The organism is Mycobacterium conspicuum (assembly GCF_010730195.1).
In the GTDB taxonomy this organism is placed as follows: Bacteria; Actinomycetota; Actinomycetes; order Mycobacteriales; family Mycobacteriaceae; genus Mycobacterium; species Mycobacterium conspicuum.
On the sequence record NZ_AP022613.1, the window covers coordinates 2,778,644 to 2,794,979 of the forward strand.

At 66.8% G+C, this 16,336-nt stretch carries 16 protein-coding genes; 5 read left to right on the forward strand and 11 right to left on the reverse strand.

Annotation, left to right across the window (positions count from 1 at the left end):
- Positions 1–4: 4 nt before the first annotated feature.
- Together G6N66_RS12910 and G6N66_RS12915 are read right to left on the reverse strand one after the other, a co-directional pair.
- A complete protein-coding gene (locus G6N66_RS12910) occupies positions 5–199 on the reverse strand; it encodes a ferredoxin (protein WP_085236490.1) in 195 nt (64 codons plus the stop codon).
- Positions 196–1,380, reverse strand: coding sequence for a cytochrome P450 (locus G6N66_RS12915; RefSeq protein WP_085236492.1), 1,185 nt, complete (start codon positions 1,378–1,380; stop codon positions 196–198). Before G6N66_RS12915 ends, G6N66_RS12910 begins: the two co-directional genes overlap by 4 nt.
- A 175-nt stretch (positions 1,381–1,555) precedes the next feature.
- Here G6N66_RS12915 and G6N66_RS12920 point away from each other — a divergent pair, with 175 nt between their 5' ends.
- Both G6N66_RS12920 and G6N66_RS12925 read left to right on the forward strand, forming a co-directional pair.
- The gene (locus G6N66_RS12920) at positions 1,556–2,341 is read left to right on the forward strand and encodes a heavy metal-binding domain-containing protein (RefSeq protein ID WP_085236493.1); all 786 of its coding nucleotides are present in this window, start codon (positions 1,556–1,558) and stop codon (positions 2,339–2,341) included.
- A 9-nt stretch (positions 2,342–2,350) separates the two neighbouring features.
- Positions 2,351–2,731, forward strand: coding sequence for a DUF5073 family protein (locus G6N66_RS12925; protein ID WP_085236495.1), 381 nt, complete (start codon positions 2,351–2,353; stop codon positions 2,729–2,731).
- Between the two features lie 2 nt (positions 2,732–2,733).
- Here the strand turns inward: G6N66_RS12925 and G6N66_RS12930 are convergent, their stop codons facing one another.
- The 7 genes from G6N66_RS12930 to G6N66_RS12960 form a co-directional block, all read right to left on the reverse strand.
- Positions 2,734–3,183 (reverse strand): nuclear transport factor 2 family protein, encoded by a 450-nt coding sequence (locus G6N66_RS12930; RefSeq protein WP_085236497.1) that lies wholly within the window; start codon positions 3,181–3,183, stop codon positions 2,734–2,736.
- 54 nt (positions 3,184–3,237) lie between these two features.
- Entirely contained in the window at positions 3,238–3,636 is a 399-nt protein-coding gene (locus tag G6N66_RS12935; protein WP_179968348.1) for a hypothetical protein, read from the reverse strand.
- A 177-nt stretch (positions 3,637–3,813) separates the two neighbouring features.
- Positions 3,814–4,119 carry a hypothetical protein gene (locus tag G6N66_RS12940; RefSeq protein WP_139825539.1) on the reverse strand — a complete coding sequence of 102 codons (306 nt, stop codon included), beginning with the start codon at positions 4,117–4,119 and terminating at the stop codon, positions 3,814–3,816.
- An 83-nt stretch (positions 4,120–4,202) separates the two neighbouring features.
- Positions 4,203–4,871, reverse strand: coding sequence for a TetR/AcrR family transcriptional regulator (locus tag G6N66_RS12945; protein ID WP_085236503.1), 669 nt, complete (start codon positions 4,869–4,871; stop codon positions 4,203–4,205).
- 31 nt (positions 4,872–4,902) lie between these two features.
- Complete coding sequence (locus G6N66_RS12950) at positions 4,903–6,582, reverse strand: acyl-CoA synthetase (protein WP_085236505.1); 1,680 nt, start codon at positions 6,580–6,582, stop codon at positions 4,903–4,905.
- A gap of 30 nt (positions 6,583–6,612) precedes the next feature.
- On the reverse strand, positions 6,613–7,203 hold the full coding sequence (locus tag G6N66_RS12955; RefSeq protein ID WP_085236507.1) for a TetR/AcrR family transcriptional regulator: 591 nt from the start codon (positions 7,201–7,203) through the stop codon (positions 6,613–6,615).
- A gap of 647 nt (positions 7,204–7,850) precedes the next feature.
- Positions 7,851–10,493: a helix-turn-helix transcriptional regulator gene (locus tag G6N66_RS12960; RefSeq protein WP_085236511.1), complete on the reverse strand. Its 2,643-nt coding sequence runs from the start codon at positions 10,491–10,493 to the stop codon at positions 7,851–7,853.
- A 78-nt stretch (positions 10,494–10,571) separates the two neighbouring features.
- Between G6N66_RS12960 and G6N66_RS12965 the strand changes: the two genes are divergently transcribed.
- The 3 genes from G6N66_RS12965 (at position 10,572) to G6N66_RS12975 (ending at position 13,289) form a co-directional block, all read left to right on the forward strand.
- Positions 10,572–11,117, forward strand: coding sequence for a class I SAM-dependent methyltransferase (locus tag G6N66_RS12965; protein ID WP_139825540.1), 546 nt, complete (start codon positions 10,572–10,574; stop codon positions 11,115–11,117).
- A gap of 143 nt (positions 11,118–11,260) precedes the next feature.
- A complete protein-coding gene (locus G6N66_RS12970) occupies positions 11,261–12,424 on the forward strand; it encodes an acyl-CoA dehydrogenase family protein (RefSeq protein ID WP_085236515.1) in 1,164 nt (387 codons plus the stop codon).
- A 31-nt stretch (positions 12,425–12,455) separates the two neighbouring features.
- Positions 12,456–13,289, forward strand: a complete 834-nt coding sequence (locus G6N66_RS12975; RefSeq protein WP_085236516.1) for an enoyl-CoA hydratase-related protein — start codon at positions 12,456–12,458, stop codon at positions 13,287–13,289.
- On the opposite strand, the gene G6N66_RS12980 is transcribed toward G6N66_RS12975, so the two are convergent.
- Both G6N66_RS12980 and G6N66_RS12985 read right to left on the reverse strand, forming a co-directional pair.
- Positions 13,286–14,959 (reverse strand): FAD-binding protein, encoded by a 1,674-nt coding sequence (locus G6N66_RS12980; protein ID WP_085236517.1) that lies wholly within the window; start codon positions 14,957–14,959, stop codon positions 13,286–13,288. The genes G6N66_RS12975 and G6N66_RS12980 overlap by 4 nt on opposite strands.
- Positions 14,959–16,320, reverse strand: coding sequence for an aromatic ring-hydroxylating oxygenase subunit alpha (locus G6N66_RS12985; RefSeq protein WP_085236518.1), 1,362 nt, complete (start codon positions 16,318–16,320; stop codon positions 14,959–14,961). The genes G6N66_RS12980 and G6N66_RS12985 overlap by 1 nt, the downstream gene beginning before the upstream one ends.
- Positions 16,321–16,336: the final 16 nt, after the last annotated feature.

Consider the following 16,336-nt stretch of genomic DNA (forward strand, 5'->3'; position numbering starts at 1 on the left):
TCTCTCACGAAGACAGCGTGATTGCCTGCTCCGGGCAGTTCTGTTCACCCATGACGGCCTGCTGTTCGAGTTCACCGGAGACCTCGGTCACCCGCACGATCGAGTGTCCGATTTCGTCGGCGTCGAAGACGTCGGGTGCCAGCGTGTAGCAGCGCCCGTGCCCGGTGCACCGGTCGGCGTCGACGGAGACCCGGGTCACTTCTTCCCAACGGGGAACTGTAGCGGCAGCGATTCCACCGACCGCAGCGCGGCGGTGAATGTCAGCTGGGTGCCGGGCGGGATCTCGTAATCCGGTATGCGCCGGTGGAATTCGCGCAAGGCCACCCGCAGCTCCATCCGGGCCAGGTGGGATCCGAGGCAGCGGTGCGGTCCACCGCCGAATGCGCGGTGGCGGTTCGGGTTTCGGCGGAAGTCGACGACCTCGGGATCGGGAAATTCGGCCGGGTCCGTGTTCGCGGCGCCGAGCAACGGGCTGACCCGTTCGCCCTTGCTGATGGGGCATCCGCCCACCTCGACGTCCTGCATAGCCACCCTGGCGACGCCGGGAACCGGCGTCTCCCAACGCAACAGCTCCTCAATGGCGTGCGGCAGAATGTCGGGCTGCTCGACGAGCTGGCGTCGATGCTCGGGGTGCCGTGCCAGGTACACGAAGAAGCAGTCGAGCGAGTCGGTGACCGTGTCCAGACCCGCGATGAGGAACAGGATGCAGATGTCGAGCAGCTCCTCGCGAGTGAGTGGCCGGTCCTCGCTTGCCACGTTCGCCGCGATCATCGCCGAAAGCACGTCGTCGCGCGGGCTGGCGATGTGCTCGTCAATGGCGCGGTCGAAGTATTCGTAGATCTGTTGCGCGACGGGCGCGGAGGTCTCGTGGCGGCGCGCGAAGCTGGAGTCACCCTCCGGGCGGATCACGGCGTCCTTCCACTGCAGAAACTTGTCCATGTCCTCCAGCGGCAGGCCGAGCACCTGCAGGAAGACGGTGCACGGCAGCGGGACGGCGAACTCTTCGTGGAAGTCGCACTCGCCCCGATCGGCGAAGCGGTCGATCATCTGGTTGACCAGCTCGGTGACCCCCGGTTCGCGGCGGGCCATCTCGCGCGGGGTGAACAACGGGTCGAGGATGCGACGGTACTTGGCGTGCTCGGGCGGGTCGATTTGCAGCGGAATCATCGGTCGGACATTGCCCAGGTCGACCGCGTCCATGTTCGACGAGAACAGTTCGGTGTGCTTCAGCGCCATCTCGATGTCGGCCAGACGGCTGAGGACCACGACGTCCTGCGGCGAGCGAAACACCGGCGCGGACTCGCGAAGGGCCTTGTACATCGGCTGCGGCTCGGCGAGGCCCGTCACCGCCTGGTCGACGTAGCCCTCGGTTTCTGTCATCCAGCTACTTTGACATCGGCGTCTGTGGTGGGCAAGACCCTAGCCTTACAAAGATAGATAATTTTGTAATCTCGTCGGCCGACCATTTGATCCCCGAACAGGGCAGACCCGAACAGCCGATGGAGTTGCTCGACACGCTTTACGCTGTCGGGGACCGCGATAGGAGGCTTTGACCATGCAACCGAACCCCCTCGATCCCGTCGCCAGCGAACGGCTGTCACACGCCGGCAAGGTGTTCACGTCTGATCTGTCGATCAACGAGTTCGCGCTGCTGCACGGCGCCGGGTTTGAACCGATCGAACTCGTCATGGGCGTCTCGGTGTATCACGTCGGCTACCAGTTCACCGGCATCCGGCAGCAGTCCGAGTTGCCGGTGCTCACCGAGGCGACCTACCGCGCGCGCTGGAACGCGATGTCGCGGATGCAGGCCGAGGCGGATTCGCTGGGCGCGGACGGAGTGGTCGGTGTCCGGCTCGAGTGGCGTCACCAGGGCGAGGGCGAACACCTCGAGTTCATCGCGGTCGGCACCGCCGTCCGATACACCGCCAAGCCGGGCGCGTTTCGGCGTCCCAACGGGCAAGCCTTCAGCAGCCACCTCTCCGGTCAAGATCTGTCCACGCTGCTCCGTTCCGGGTACACCCCGGTCGCCTTTGTGATGGGCAACTGCGTGTTTCACGTTGCCGTGCAAGGGTTTATGCAGACGTTGAAGCAGGCCGGCCGGAATATGGAAATGCCGCAATGGACACAGGGCAGCTACCAATCCCGCGAGCTGGCGATGTCACGCATGCAGAGCGAGGCCGAGCGCGACGGCGCGAATGGGATTGTGGGCGTGCATTTCGCCATCTCCAACTACGCCTGGGGACATCACACGGTCGAGTTCTACGTGGCGGGAACGGCGGTGCGCCGCAACGGCGAACCGCAAACCATCGCGCCGTCGTTCGTGCTTCCCATGAGCGATTGAGTGTGATCGATGACCGACTACGACCACGAACGTGTCAGTCGCGCCGTGGGGGCGGCGCTGGCCGGGCCCGGCGGGGTCGGGCTGGTGGTCAAGGTGTTCTGCGGGCTGCCGGGCGTCGTGCTCACCCCCGCCCGGCGAGGGGTGTTCCGATCACAGCCGGAGCGGATCCAGATCGGCGACTGGCGATACGAAGTGACCCCGGACGGCCGGTTGAGCGCCGCGCACGTGGTGAGTGGGGTCGTCCTCGCCGAGGAGGTTCTGCCGGCCGGCGCCGTCGGTCCCCACGTCGCGCGTGCGCTCGGTCAGGTGGTGAGCCACTACGGTGCGGCCGTCATGCCGAACCTTGACGCGGCGCTTGAAGTCCTCGAGGACGCCGCGCCCGGCGTGTGACGTCAGAGCTTGGACTGGTCGATCGCCAAGAACCAGCGGCTGAATCGCCACACCCCGTCTTGTTTGACCGCGGTGAACTCGTAACAGCCGGTCAGGTCGGGGGTGGGTAGGCCGCCGTCCCGGATTGCGAATACCTGGAAGTAACAGTGTCCGGATGCCCGCTCGGCGGTTTGGTTCTCAAACCAGAAGGAGTTCAGCGCGTGGCGGCGCTGATTGTTTTGCGCGGCGAACTCGCCTTTGCGCAGCGCAAGCAACGCCATCACGGTGTCGACGCCCTCCGACAGCGTGGCGCCGTCGTGGAGCCGCAAGCCCAGCTCCGGGGACTCGGTGAACAAGGCCCGGAAGTTGTCCAGCTCATTGCGGTCGTAGAGGTACGCGTAGGCGCCGAAGAGATTGATGATCGCCAAGCGGTCGGCGACGTCGAAGTTCACGTCGCCGGGTTGCGCATCCATCACCGCTTGCCCTCCTCAATCTGGACTTCCGGGGATCCTCTCATGCGTCGTCGTCTAGCTGCGCTCTCTGCGCACCAACGACGTCGCGGCGCGCAACACCCCGCGCAGCGCGTAGACGGCGGCCACCACCGACAGCAGGATGAGCAGGATGAACATCGGCAGCCAGTTGGACCGCTGGTGGTCGACGTCCCACCAGACGATGGTGAACAGCAGCGCGCACAAGAAGAGCACGATGTCGCGCCAATTGCCCTGGTACGACAGCGCGGAGCGGCGCAGCGCGCGGCTCCGGTCGGTCGCATCGACTAAATCGTCGATGCGCGCGTCGATGGTGCGCTGCAGCTCGGCGCGTCTAGTGGTGGCGTCCGGCGGCAGCCGATCCAGCAGGTCCATGTCCTCTTTGATCAGGCCGCGATAGTTCGGGCCGCTGAATTGCCCGGCCGCGACGGCCAGCATCACACCACCAAAAACGGGAGCGCTGTTCAATGCGATCTGTCCCAGACCAGCCACGCTTGTTCCTCCTTCGGCTCGAGCTTCCGTTGAGGATCGCCGAAGCTGGAAAGCGAATCAACCACCCATCCTGGGAGAGTTGCTGTGGCCGGTGGGCGGCGTGGTCGAGTTCGGTTGGCCGGCTTATGGATTGGGTTTGCGCGACGCATCCGTTCCCGGTACAACGGTGCGGGCGCGGCGGCGCGGGGTGGGACAGGTGACGCGGGGAATGCATCCGCAGTTGAGACCGACAATGCAAACTCCGCCGCCGCCGGCGGGAATCGCGGGGAAGGCGCCGTCGCGGCCTCCGGGATCGGGCGCGGAGCTGACCGTCACGCTCGGCGACGGGGCCGCCGGTGGATCCTCGCCCGGGCCGTAGCAGGTGCCGATAGCGAGCGCGGCGGCCGCGCCACACAGCGCGATCGCCGTTGCGACTCCGCGGTGCATCACGATGGCCGACTGTACGCGCCGACCTGCTTCTTTGCCGCGCACGGACGGCAACGTGTACCGAATCGGCAGGTGTTTCCCAGGAATCAGGACGCCGCGGATGAGCGCCGCCGCGCCCGCGGCTGGGGGCCGGGAAGCGCACCCATCGCGCGGGCCAGCTGCGGATAGGCGATAGCGGGTCCCATCCAACGGGTCAGATAGCGCCGCAGATCGGCGCCGCCGCGAGGGGGTCGACCCGCGTCGGCGACGAAGGAATGCACAACCCGCAGACAGAACTCCGCCAGCTCGTCGAGGCCCGCCTCGTCGAAACCGTAGTGCGCCCAGTCCACGTCGTAGCGGTGCAGCATCGAGCGTCCGAACGTGATCGCGGTGTCCGATGCGATGGAGACGGTCCGGCCGGCCCGGTCACGTCGACTGAGTACGGGTTCGAGCTGGTTGTCGGACGCCAGTCGTTCGATGGCGAACGCCACACCTTCCGTGACCGCAATGACCGGGTCGGTCAGTCCCTTGACGTGCGTTGCCAATTGGTCCAAAAGACCGTCGGCCGATCGCATCGCGGTCGCCACCCGCAACGCTTCGGTGCCGGGGAAGTACCGGTAGACGGTTTGGCGCGTCACCCCGAGCGTGCGCGCCACATCGGCGATCCGCATCGCGGACCCACGCTCGCTGATTATCTTGTCCGCGGCGTCGAGAATGCGCTCGATCGCCTCCTCGTCGGAGCCCGGCGTGTTGCCTGACCAGCCGTGACTGCGCATGGCTGGATCATAACGGCCGCGCCGGGCGGCGTCAGCTACCGGATCCGGCCGTGCTGGAAAGGCTTTCGACGGCAATCTCTTTGGCCCAGCGGTAGTCGGCTTTGCCGGCCGGCGACCGTCGAACTTTGCCGGTACGGATGATGGCCTTCGGCAGCTTGTAACGCGCGACGTGTTGCTGGCAAGTGGCCAGCAGCTCCTCGTCCGAGGGGTCGCTGCCTTCCCGAAGTTGCACGATCGCCACCACCTCGTTGCCCCAGCGTTCGGAAGGGCGCCCCGCCACCACCACGTCGTAGACGTCGGGGTGTTCGGCCATCGCGGCCTCCACTTCCTCGGCGAAGATCTTCTCGCCGCCGGAGTTGATGGTGACCGAGTCACGGCCGAGCAGCTCGATGCGGCCATCGGCGAGGAATCGGGCCCGGTCTCCGGGCACCGACCAGCGCTCGCCGTCGATCACCGGGAACGTGCGGGCCGTCTTCTCGGCGTCGCCAAGGTAGCCGAGCGGGATCAGGCTGCGGCGCGCCAGCCATCCTTCTTCCTCGGCGCCCGGGCCCAATACCCGACTGAAATCGGCTGCGACAACGGCGGTTTCGGTGCCTGGACTGAAGGCGGCCATGCCGTTCGGCCCCGGGTCCATCGACGTCATGTTCATCTGCATGCCGGACTCCGAGGCGCCCACGGCGTCGATGATCAACAGGTTCGGCAGCGCGGCGGCTATGCGGCTCCGAACGGCGTGGGTAAGGGGGGCGCCCCCGTTGCTGATCGACACTAGACCCGACAGGTCGTAGCGCCCGCGCTCGATCTCGTCGATGAGCGGGCGGGCTATCGCGTCGCCGACGACCGGGATGCTCATCACGCGTTCGCGTTCCGCCAGCGCCAAGACCTGGTCGGCCCGGATGGTTTCGACGTCGTCGGGGATGGCCAGCCAACCGCCCATGGACATGATTTGGAACGCGGCCCACTGAGCCGCGCCGTGCATGAACGGCGGGATCAGCAGCAGCGAGGCGAACCCGGCGGTGTTTTTGGCACGTTCGGCAAGCTCGTCGTAGGACGCCAAGGCGTCGTCGCTGCCGAAAGTTCTTCCGCCCATTGAGGAAACGAAGATGTCATGCTGACGCCACAGCACACCCTTGGGCATGCCCGTGGTGCCGCCGGTGTACAGGATGTACAGATCATCTCCGCTGGGCGTGGGCATCCCGCTCGCGGGTGGCGGTGTGGCGACGATGGATTCGTAGTCGACGGCGCCCGGCAGCAGCGGCTGGCCGCTGTGGTCGGACACCTGAATGAGGAATTCGAGGTGGGGGAGTCGGTCGCGGATCGCCGCAACCCGTGGTGCGAACTCGCCGCTGTAGACCAGCGCGCGAGCCTTCGCGTTGTCGAGCAGATAGACAAGTTCGGCCTCGACGTAGCGGTAATTGACGTTGAACGGCGCGACTCGGGACCGATAGGCACCGATCATCGATTCCAGGTATTCGTTGCCGTTACGCAAGTACAGTCCGACGTGATCCTGCCCAGACTCGTGGCCCTGCAGGCGATCACGTTCGGTGTGACATCCCAAGCCCGCGGACGCGAGGTAATGCGCGACGCCGTCGACGCGGGCGTTCAGCTGCGCATACGTCCACTCACGGCCCCGCCAGATCAATACGCGATGATCGGGAAGTGTTGTCGCCAGTGTCGCGAACACCGTCGACAAATTGAAGCCGTTGTCATCCATGAAGCTCCTCGAGGTTTCGTTGATTGCCTGTCACGCGACCGATGCGCCCAAAATTAGGTTGACTGCCTCCTCCAGTTGCCCGGCGATTTCGTCGTAGCTGACAAAACGGGCCATCATCAGGGCGCCGGAAAAAGTCATTTGCAGGGTGGATTTCACCGCGCGCGGCCATCCCGGACCCAGGGCGGCACCGATCCGCCGGGCCACCTCGTCGCCGATCTGTTCACGCAGCGGCTTGACCGCGGGATCGTCGGCCATCAGCGCCGCGCCGCACGCGGCGGTCAGCTCGGGTTCGTCGGCGACCACGATCGCCATATCCCGCAGGGTCGCGCTCACGCGTGTTTTGGTGGTGTCGTTGACGTCGGTGTGCAGCGGAAGTGCCTGCAGCAGGCGCAGGTACACCGCCGCCACCAGCGCGCTCTTCGACGGAAAGTAGGTATACGCGCTAGCCGGCGACACCCCGGCGCGGCTGGCGACGGCGCGCATCGTCAGGTTGGCGTAGGAAGTCTCGCGCAGTTCCGCCAGCCCGGCGTCGAGCACCTTGCGGATCGTCTGCCCGGGCCGACGATCCGACCGGCGACCGGCGACGGAGGCGTCAGCAGCAGAAGCCGCTTCTCTAGACACCCGTCCAGTGTAGGAAATTCGTCATCCGCCCGACAACGCCCTCACCCGGGCACCGCGGGCAGGGTTTGGTGCGCTGAACGCGCCCTTCGCGGCGCGGTCAGGTCCGCCACCGGCTCCGTGCTCTTAGATCTCAAAGCAGACATGTGTCCAGAAATGACGAGTGCTCCCGGGAGGAATCCGTTCATGGCGGCACCGAGCAACGTGTAGCCCACGAGCACGGCGGCCCTGTCGTGGTCCCGCGTCGTCGCCTCGTTGGGCCCATATTGAGACACCAGCACAGCGGTCTCTTCTCCTCGTCTGCCGTCTGAGCGCATCGATGATCGGTCGCCGCCACCGCCGGAAAGGCGTCGGTGGCGGCGACCGCCGCGCAGCCTGCCAGGTGGGCCGTCAGGCTGAACCCCTCGTGTCGGCGGTGATGGTGTTAGCGTCGGTCTTGCATGTGACGATCCGAAGATATGGCGGTGCTTGGGTGCCGCACATCCGTAAGCGGCTACGCGTTTTTGCTCCGCCCGACGGCCGCGCTACGCGGTGCCACGCGGGCGCGGCCAGCGCCGAAAGTGGCGAAGTGAAGCCAAAATGCCTAGGAGTCGAGGGATTTCGGCTCATGCTGGCAAACCTGACGTGCCGCGCGGCACGTACGTAGATTGTTACGTGGTGCGGGTCGGCCGCGAGGAGCGAGCCGTGCCGCGCATGAACGCCGCCAACGACTTGCGATCGGGAACATCGAGTTTGGTGCAGGCGTGGTAAATGTGCCCCTCCACCGTTCGTGGCGACAACGAAAGCCGCTCGGCGATCTCTGGGGTGCTCAGGCCTGCCGCCACCAGGGTGGCGATTTCGCGTTCCCTCGCACTCAGCGGCAGCGGTTGCGCGGCCGCGACCAGAGCCGGGGTCCGGATCCCGCCGCAGCCGTCGGCGATGCGGTCGGCGGCGGCCGCGGCTTCGGTGGCGTTGCGCCGGTCGTCGCGGCCGCGGAACATCTCGGCGGCCTGCGCGGCCGCGTCGGCAGCCGACAGCAGCGCCCCGATTTGCTCGAACTGTGCGCTCACCGCGTAGACAGCCGCCGCGTCGCAGTCGAGCAGCGCCGTCGCGTAGCCGGCGTGCACGCGCGCCAGGCGACCGTCGACGCCGCCGGCGACGTCGATCAGGCGCGGTAGGCACGCGCGGTCACCGAATCGGGCCGCGTCGTGCAAAGCCAGCATCTCGACCGCCAGCTGACCGCCCTGCTCGGCCAGGGCGGCGGCGTCCGTCGCCGCGGCGACGGCACCACTGACGTTGCCCTGCGCCGCGGCGAGCCATGCCTCGGCGATGCGCACTTGCGGGCGCCACACCGCGTGGTGAGCGTCGGGGCTCATCCTCAGTTCGGCGATGAGCGTGGCGGCGTCGTCGGCGCGGCCCAGCGCGCAATATGCCTGGGCCAACACCAGTCTGGGCACGGTCCACCAGATGCCCGATTCGGTGCTCAGCGCCGCGACGGTCTGTTCCATCCGCGCCGCCGCCGAGACGAAGCGGCCGCTGGCCAGGTCGACGACGCCGGCCAGCATGGTGGCGAGCCCCCAGCTCAGGTATTGGCTCGGTGCGGAGATGTGCCCAGCGCCGACGCAGCGTTTCTCGGCGGCATCGAATTCACCCATCAACAGCAGGGCGCGCACCTCGGAGAAGGCCATCAGGTGCCGCAGCACCCCGTCGACCTGGCCTTCGACGTCCTTGCCCCGTTCGGCGAGCGCGGCGACCTGCTCGCCACGGCCCATCAACCCCAGCGCCAGGCCGCCCGCGAACACCGCCCATCCCAACGCGGCCGGCGGCCCGGCGGGCGCGCCGAGTTCGCGTCGGGAGACTTCGACCGCATCCGCCAACCTGCCGGCAAACGCCGCTGACGCCGCCGCCAGCGCGTCCACACCGCGGCGCAGTTCGGCGCCGCGGACCCGCCCGCGCAGCAACTCGACGACCCGTTCGGCGGCCTGGGCATCGCCCTTGAGCGCCTGCAGGTTGAGGACACGGACGGTTGCCCAGCCGAGCAGCTCGGCCTCGTCCATCGTGTCCGGGTCGATTCCGTCGAACACCGCGTCGGCCTCGGCGGCCTTGCCCTGCCACAACAGACAGCGTGCCAACAGCTCACGGGCGCCCAGACCGGCGCCGCGATCGACCGCCGCGCGCGCCAGCCGCTCACCCAAAATGACGTCGGTCAACGTGACGGCGTCCTGGGCCGCGGCCACCAGTAGGGCAACGTCGGCGGGCACGTCGCTGTCGAGGGTGAGTTCGGCCAGCCTGATCCGCTCGCCGGCCCCGCGGATCGGCTTGTCGCGCAACGCACGCACCAGCTCGCCGCGTAAGCGGCGCGCGGCGGCCACGCCGAGGCGTCGGCGCATGACATCGGCGAGAAGCAGGTGATTGAACCGCACCTCGACGACGTCGAGGCCGATGTCGAGGCCGACTACGCGGTCCGCGGCGATGCGGATCAATCCCCGCGTTTCGGCCTGCTCGACCGCACCGGCACCGACCAAACCCGTCAGCGTGTCCAGGTCGAGGGGTTCGCACAACGCCAAGAGCCCCAACGCATGCGCCACGTCGTCGGGCAGCTGCTCGATCCGTTCGTCGAGCAGCGACGCGAGCTCCGGACTGACCGCGCCGCGTCCGCGCAGCTGCCAGACGCCACGGACCCGTCGCAACGTGCCCGCCTCGGCCGCGGCGCCCACCAGGTGGCGCACGAACAGCGCATTGCCGCCGGAGTCGCGGTACATCAAATCCGCGCTCAGCCCCTCCACGGGCCCGTCGAGCGCTTTCTCGATCAGCCCGACGCACTGATCCCTGCTGAATGGGCCCAGATCGAGGCGCTGCAGGTAGTCGTCCTTCCACAGCGAGGTAATGGCGTCCGGCACCGCCTCGCCGGCCCGGACGTTGACCACCATCGGCACCGAAGCGTCGAGCGCCAGCTGGTGCAGCAGCATCGCCGATAATTCGTCGAGCAAATGCGCGTCGTCGACGGCCAACACGGTGCCGGCCTCGGCGGTCAACGCGTCACGGGCACTGGCCAAAAACGCCATCGGGTCGCGCGCGGCGGCCAACCCGACAAGGTGAGCGAAGGCGCCCAGCGGGATGCCGCGTGACGACGCCGTTCCGGCGACCCATCGCACCCGCAGCGATTCGGTGACCTGGCGGGCCAGGGTGGTCTTTCCGACACCCGCGTTGCCCACCACCACGATGCCGCGAGAGTGGGAGTGCCCAGCGAGCGCAGCCCGCACCGCCGCGAACTCGGGCTCGCGGTGTATTAGCGGCCAATCCTCGGCACCCAACAGAGCTGAGACTCTACCGATTCCATCCGCGCGATCGCGGTTGATCAGCGCAAAACCGCGAGCCGTAGGGTGACGGCTGTGACCGCCGAGGATCGGCACCGCTGGGACGAGCGGTACGCGAGCCAGCCGCCGGCGCTCGTCGACGCGGTGGGGCCGCCGGGCTTGTTCGCCGCCCACGCCGATGCGGTCCCGGTCAGCGGCAAGGCGCTCGATTTGGCGTGCGGCCGGGGACTCGGCAGCGTGTGGCTGGCGCGGCGCGGGCTGGATGTTTTGGGCCTGGACATCTCGGCGGTGGCTATCGACCAGGCGCGAGAGCTGGCCCGGCGCAGCGGCGTCGACGGGCGGTGCCGGTTCGAAGTTGTCGATCTTGACGGGGGCCTGCCCCCTGGCGCACCCGTCGACGTCATCGTCTGCCACAAGTTCCGGGACCGCCGCCTCGATCGCGCGATCATCGAACGCCTGGCGCCTGGCGGCCTACTGGCGATGGCCGTGCTCAGCGAAGTCGGCGCCAGCCCGGGCCCGTTTCGTGCGGCGACGGGCGAGCTACCCGCCGCCTTCGCCGAACTCGAGCTGGTTGCCGCCGGTGAGGGCGGCGGGCACGCGTGGCTGCTGGCACGGGCCTGACGGTCGGGTATGACCGTCGGTCATCACACAATTGTCGGGACCTCCCTCCTGTAACGCATTCGCCGTATTCGCCGAAATAGCGTCCGCGAGCCTGAAAACTATGCGAACCTGGCCATTCGAGCCGGTTTAGTCAAGGGGTGTCAATGTCCGAGCTTTTTCCGACATACCGTGCCAGCTGGGAAACAGACGAGCACCGCGAATTGCGTAAGCACGCCGCCGAATTCCTGGCAAAGGAAGCCACCCCGAACCAAGAACGTTGGGCCCGTGAACATCAGGTCGACCGCGAGTACTGGAACAAGCTTGGCGATGCGGGGCTGCTCGGGCTGGACCTGCCCGAGCGGTTCGGCGGCGCCGGAGGCGATTTCGGCTTTTCGGCGGTTGTCGCCGAGGAGCAGACGCTGGCGAACGACACCGCGTCGGGTTGGATTGTGCACTCGCCGATCGGCGCGCATTACATCAACACCTACGGCAGCGAGGAGCAGAAGCAGCGTTGGCTGCCCAAGATCATCAGCGGGGAAGCGGTGCTGGCGATCGCAATGACCGAACCGGGCGCCGGCTCTGACCTGCAGGGGATTCGTACCACCGCGGTTCGCGACGGCTCGGACTACGTGATCAACGGCTCAAAGACCTTCATTTCCAACGGGTCTCACTGTGACCTGCTGATCATCGTCACCAAGACCGATCCCACCGCCGGCGCCGCGGGAACTTCGCTGATCGTTGCCGAAACCAACGACAACCTGGCGGGTTTCGAGCGCGGACGAGTCCTGGAAAAGATCGGGCAGCACGGTCAAGACACCCGCGAGCTGTTCTTCTCGGATATGCGCGTGCCGGTGGCGAACCTGCTCGGCGAGAAGGAAGGACTGGGGTTCTATCAGCTGATGGAACAGCTGGCGCGCGAGCGGCTCGTCATCGCCGCGCAGGCCGCCGGGATGGCGGAATGCGCTGTGCTCGAGGCGATCCGCTACACCAAGCATCGCGAGGCGTTCGGTCGGCAGTTGATCAAGTTCCAGCACAACAGGTTTGAGCTCGCGCAGCTGAAGGCCGAGACGCTGTCGATCAAGACCACCGTCGACTTCTGCATCCAGCAGTACATCGATGGCAACAACGACCCGGCGATCGCGTCGATGGCCAAGCTGATCGCCGCGGACAAGGCGGTTGACGTCGTGGACCGTTGCCTGCAGTTCTTCGGTGGTTACGGCTACATGATGGAGTACCCCATCGCGCGTGCCTATGCGGCGGCGCGCGTCGCCAAGATCTACGGCGGCACAAGCGAAATCATGAAGGAAATCATCAGCCGCTCGCTGTAGCCACTGCCCGGTTTCGGGTAGTGTCACGGGGATGGAACGGCGCGTCCTCGAAGCGGTCATCTATGAGCGCGAACCACCGATAGCACGGATCATCCTCAATCGGGTGGACAAGGCCAACACCAAGGATGCGGTGCTGGTCACCGAGGTCGACGATTGCCTGCACGAGGCGGACCGCGACAAGGAGATCAAGGTCGTCATCCTCAAGGCCAACGGCAAGGGCTTCTGCGGCGGGCACGTCGCCCGCTGGGGGCCGGATGAAAACCCCTATCCCGATTTCGGTGACACGTTCGAGGACCTGTACAAGGGGACCGCCGACCTGTTCCTGTGGCCGACGCTATATCTGTGGGAGTTTCCCAAGCCGACGATCTCCCAGATCCACGGCTACTGCATGGGAGGCGGGATCTATCTCGGCCTGCTGACGGACTTCTGCGTGGCGTCCGAGGACGCGTATTTCCAGATGCCGCTTGCCCAAAGCCTCGGCGAGCCGGGCGGGCACACCATGATCGAGCCCTGGCTGCTGATGAATTGGCATCGCACTATGGACTGGCTGTTGTTGGCGCCGACGCTGTCCGCGCAGCAGGCACTCGAGTGGGGCCTGCTCAACAGGGTGGTGGCGCGCGAAGACCTGGAGGACACCGTCGAGGAGATGGCGCGCAAGATCGCGCAGATCCCGCTGACCACGCTGATGGCCGTGAAAAGCAACGTGAAGCGTGCCTGGGAACTGATGGGGATGCGGGTGCATCTGCAGGTCAGCCATATCTTGACCAACATGGTCGGCGCCGCGTCCGATGTTCAGGCGCGGCGGGAGGAGCTCAAGCAGTCGGGCCTGAAACCGCGCGAATTCGTCGAGGGCGAGCGGGATTAGCGGCCGCCGGCGTGCCGGGCGGCGACGTAGCCGAACACCATCGTGTAAGCGATGCTGCCGCCCGCGCCCAGATAGTTTCGGCCCATCACCGTCGCGGTGATGTTGCCCGTCGCGTAGAGCCCCTCGATCACCCGGTCCTTCTCGTCGAGGACCTGCGCGTACTCGTTGGCGATTAGCCCGCCGCAGGTTCCGACATCGGCGGGTACAACCTTGGTGGCGTAGTACGGAGCGCGGTCCAGTGGCCCGATCGCGGCATTCGTGCGGTATCCCGGATCGCCCAGACAGTCGTTGTACGCCGACTGGCCGCGCCCGAAATCGGGGTCGAGGCCCTTGGCGGCAAAACCGTTGAAGCGCTTGACAGTCTGCTCCAGGGTGTCGGATGGGACCTCCATCTGGCGTGCCAGATCGGCGACGGTGCTGCCGCGCAGCACCGCGCCCCGCTCGATCAGCTCCTCGGGAAGGCTGCGCTTCTTGAACGGGTTCGCGCCAGACACGTATCGATGGATGTAGCCCTCGTCGAAGACCATCCAGCACGGCACCGCCTTGTTGGCGTACATCGCCTTGCCAACCTCGACGTAGGAGTTCGATTCGTTGCAGAACCGCTTGCCGGTGCCGTCGACGTAGATGGCGCCGGGCCGCTGCCGACCGCTTCCCAGTGCCCGCGCGGCATCTCCTCCGTCGGCGATGAAAATCGAAGGCAGCCACCAGGCCTCGTCCATCAAGTCGGTTTTCGCGCCGAGCCTTATCGCCGCCTCCAGCACCTCGCCGGTGTCGCCGGCGTTCGCGATCGACCACCGCCCGTCGTTGGGCTGATCCCCGCTGTAGCGGCGGCGCATGTCGGCGTTGCGGCTGAAGCCGCCGGCGGCGAGCAGGACGCCCTTGCGCGCCTCGACATTCACCGACGCCCCGTTGCGAGTCACGCGCGCACCGACGACGCGACCGCCGTCGACGATCAGGTCCTGCATCGCGGCGCCGGTCCAGATCGGCGGGTCGGCGCGCAGGTCGATCAGCGCCTTTAGCAGCTGACCGATGAGCGAGGCACCGTTGGTGAGGAGTTCTCGACCACGCAGCTTGGCCGCCCGGGTGCGGGCGAACACCCTTGCCGCCGTGGCGAAGGCCCGCGGCGATCGATTGAAGTACTGCACCGCGCGCAGTTCGTTGGTCTTGAGGACGAAGCCGCCGTAGCTCTTGGCCATCGAGGGCTGCACCTTGTCGCTCCAGCTGCCCAGGGCCGCAGCGTTGTACGGGACACCCTCGACCGCGCGGCCGGCTTCGTTGCCGCCCTTGTTGTTCGGGTAATAGTCGCTCCAGCCCGGGCACCGCACCAACCGGACACCCTTGCGCAGCAGAAAGTTGATCATCTCGTAGCCCGCGGTGAGAAACATCTCCCGGCGGGCCGGCGACGAGGGCTGGCCGATGTCGCCGACCACGTCATCGAAGTACGCCAGACCGTCCTCGTGCGAGTCGGCGATGCCGTCCGCGCGCATCAGCGGGTTGTTCGGCAACCACACCATGCCGCCGGACAACCCCGTGGAACCCCCTACCAGAGACTGCTTTTCGACCACCAGCGGCTCGATCCCCGAATCGAGCGCCGCCAGCGCGGCCACCAGGCCACCGCCGCCGCTGCCCACGATGAGCAGGTCAACCGAGCGATCCCACCGAATGTCCATCACGCCTCCGTGCCGACGGGTGAAGTGAAGCCCAGATCCACCATGGGCACGTCGATGGTGGTGTTGGTCTTCTGGATTGCCGGTACCAGCGCGTCGTACGGCAGACCCGCGAGGAAGCCGTCGATGACGCGTTCGAAGTTCGAGATCAACCCCTCGATCCGGCTGGACAAGCGCATGTACTCAAACCCTTTGGAGTGCAAGCCCTTCTGCTGCCTGGGTAGATTGGAGAAGTCCTGGGCGGGGATCGGTGGCCAGCGTGGGTCGTCGGGTGCCATCGGCACCGGCGGCGTCGGTTTTTCGGTGAGCTGATCCGGTGGGATGCGGGTGAGCGACCAGATCTCGAACAGCGTCTCCTCGGGACCCAGCGGCCGGATCCGGTACGAGGAGGCACTGCTGTACTGAGGCAGCACAAAGTAGTGCGGGAAGGCGAAATTGATCGCCTCGGTGATGCCGCGTTCCGCCAACTCGTTGAGGTCGGGCATGTCGCAGCCGCGGGCGCGATGCCAGTGCACGATGGCGTCGTTGAGGGTGCGGCGCCAGACGGCCATCGCCTCGGCCGGATCGGACGGCAACTCGAGGTCCTGCAGACCCTCGGCGATCCGGACGTCGTTCTCGTGCGTCATGCCGGCCATGCCCTCGCCGAGCGTGCGCATGAAGTACAGGTTGGTCTGGATGAGTCCCGGTGCCGCCGAGGACTTCGGCATGCTCGACGGCAGCAGCTGGGGGTGGGTCTGCGGGACGTGATAGCCCTCCATGAAGGCCGCCGTCGCGAGCTTCCAGTTCACCGGCAGCCGGCACGACTGCCACCACTCGACGCGCAGCGACTCCACCTGCCAGGCGTCGTAGATGGACGCGAACGGCTCGAAGCAGTCGCGCAACGGCGGGGCGTCGTCGTCGAGGTTGATCCACGCGCACCCGCCCCAAAGCTCACAGCGGACCGCGACGAGGCGAAGGTCGTCGGGGTCCAGGTTGTGTTCGTCGAACTCTTCGGGGCGCAGCACAAAGGTGTTGCGGCCGTCGATGCCCCAACACCACCCGTGGAACGGGCAGACGAAGGTGCGCCGATTCCCGTTGCCCTGCACCAGCTTTACGCCGCGATGGCGGCAGGCGTTGTGGTAGGCGCGCACGTTGTCCGCGTCCAGTCGGACCACGATGATGGACTCGTCGAGGATCTCGTACTCGACGTAGTCGCCCGGCTTCGGGATCTCTTCCAGACGGCATGCCATCTGCCACACCCGCGGCCAGAGCAGTTCGTTTTCGAGCGCGTAGAACTCCGGGTCGTAGTACCGCTGCTTGGGGATCCGGTCGGCGGACTGCACCGCCCACGGCACCGGGAGCGGGGTCCAGTTCACGTTGGTCATGATGACAAATCCTTGT

Excerpts from the sequence above, each read along its gene's own strand:
- G6N66_RS12985 (WP_085236518.1), bottom strand. The coding sequence starts at position 16,320 with ATGACCAACGTGAACTGGACCCCGCTCCCGGTGCCGTGGGCGGTGCAG.
- G6N66_RS12915 (WP_085236492.1), bottom strand. The coding sequence starts at position 1,380 with ATGACAGAAACCGAGGGCTACGTCGACCAGGCGGTGACGGGCCTCGCC.
- G6N66_RS12980 (WP_085236517.1), bottom strand. The coding sequence starts at position 14,959 with ATGGACATTCGGTGGGATCGCTCGGTTGACCTGCTCATCGTGGGCAGC.
- G6N66_RS12930 (WP_085236497.1), bottom strand. The coding sequence starts at position 3,183 with ATGGATGCGCAACCCGGCGACGTGAACTTCGACGTCGCCGACCGCTTG.
- G6N66_RS12970 (WP_085236515.1), top strand. The coding sequence starts at position 11,261 with ATGTCCGAGCTTTTTCCGACATACCGTGCCAGCTGGGAAACAGACGAG.
- G6N66_RS12925 (WP_085236495.1), top strand. The coding sequence starts at position 2,351 with ATGACCGACTACGACCACGAACGTGTCAGTCGCGCCGTGGGGGCGGCG.
- G6N66_RS12920 (WP_085236493.1), top strand. The coding sequence starts at position 1,556 with ATGCAACCGAACCCCCTCGATCCCGTCGCCAGCGAACGGCTGTCACAC.
- G6N66_RS12975 (WP_085236516.1), top strand. The coding sequence starts at position 12,456 with ATGGAACGGCGCGTCCTCGAAGCGGTCATCTATGAGCGCGAACCACCG.
- G6N66_RS12935 (WP_179968348.1), bottom strand. The coding sequence starts at position 3,636 with ATGCTGGCCGTCGCGGCCGGGCAATTCAGCGGCCCGAACTATCGCGGC.
- G6N66_RS12945 (WP_085236503.1), bottom strand. The coding sequence starts at position 4,871 with ATGCGCAGTCACGGCTGGTCAGGCAACACGCCGGGCTCCGACGAGGAG.
- G6N66_RS12950 (WP_085236505.1), bottom strand. The coding sequence starts at position 6,582 with ATGGATGACAACGGCTTCAATTTGTCGACGGTGTTCGCGACACTGGCG.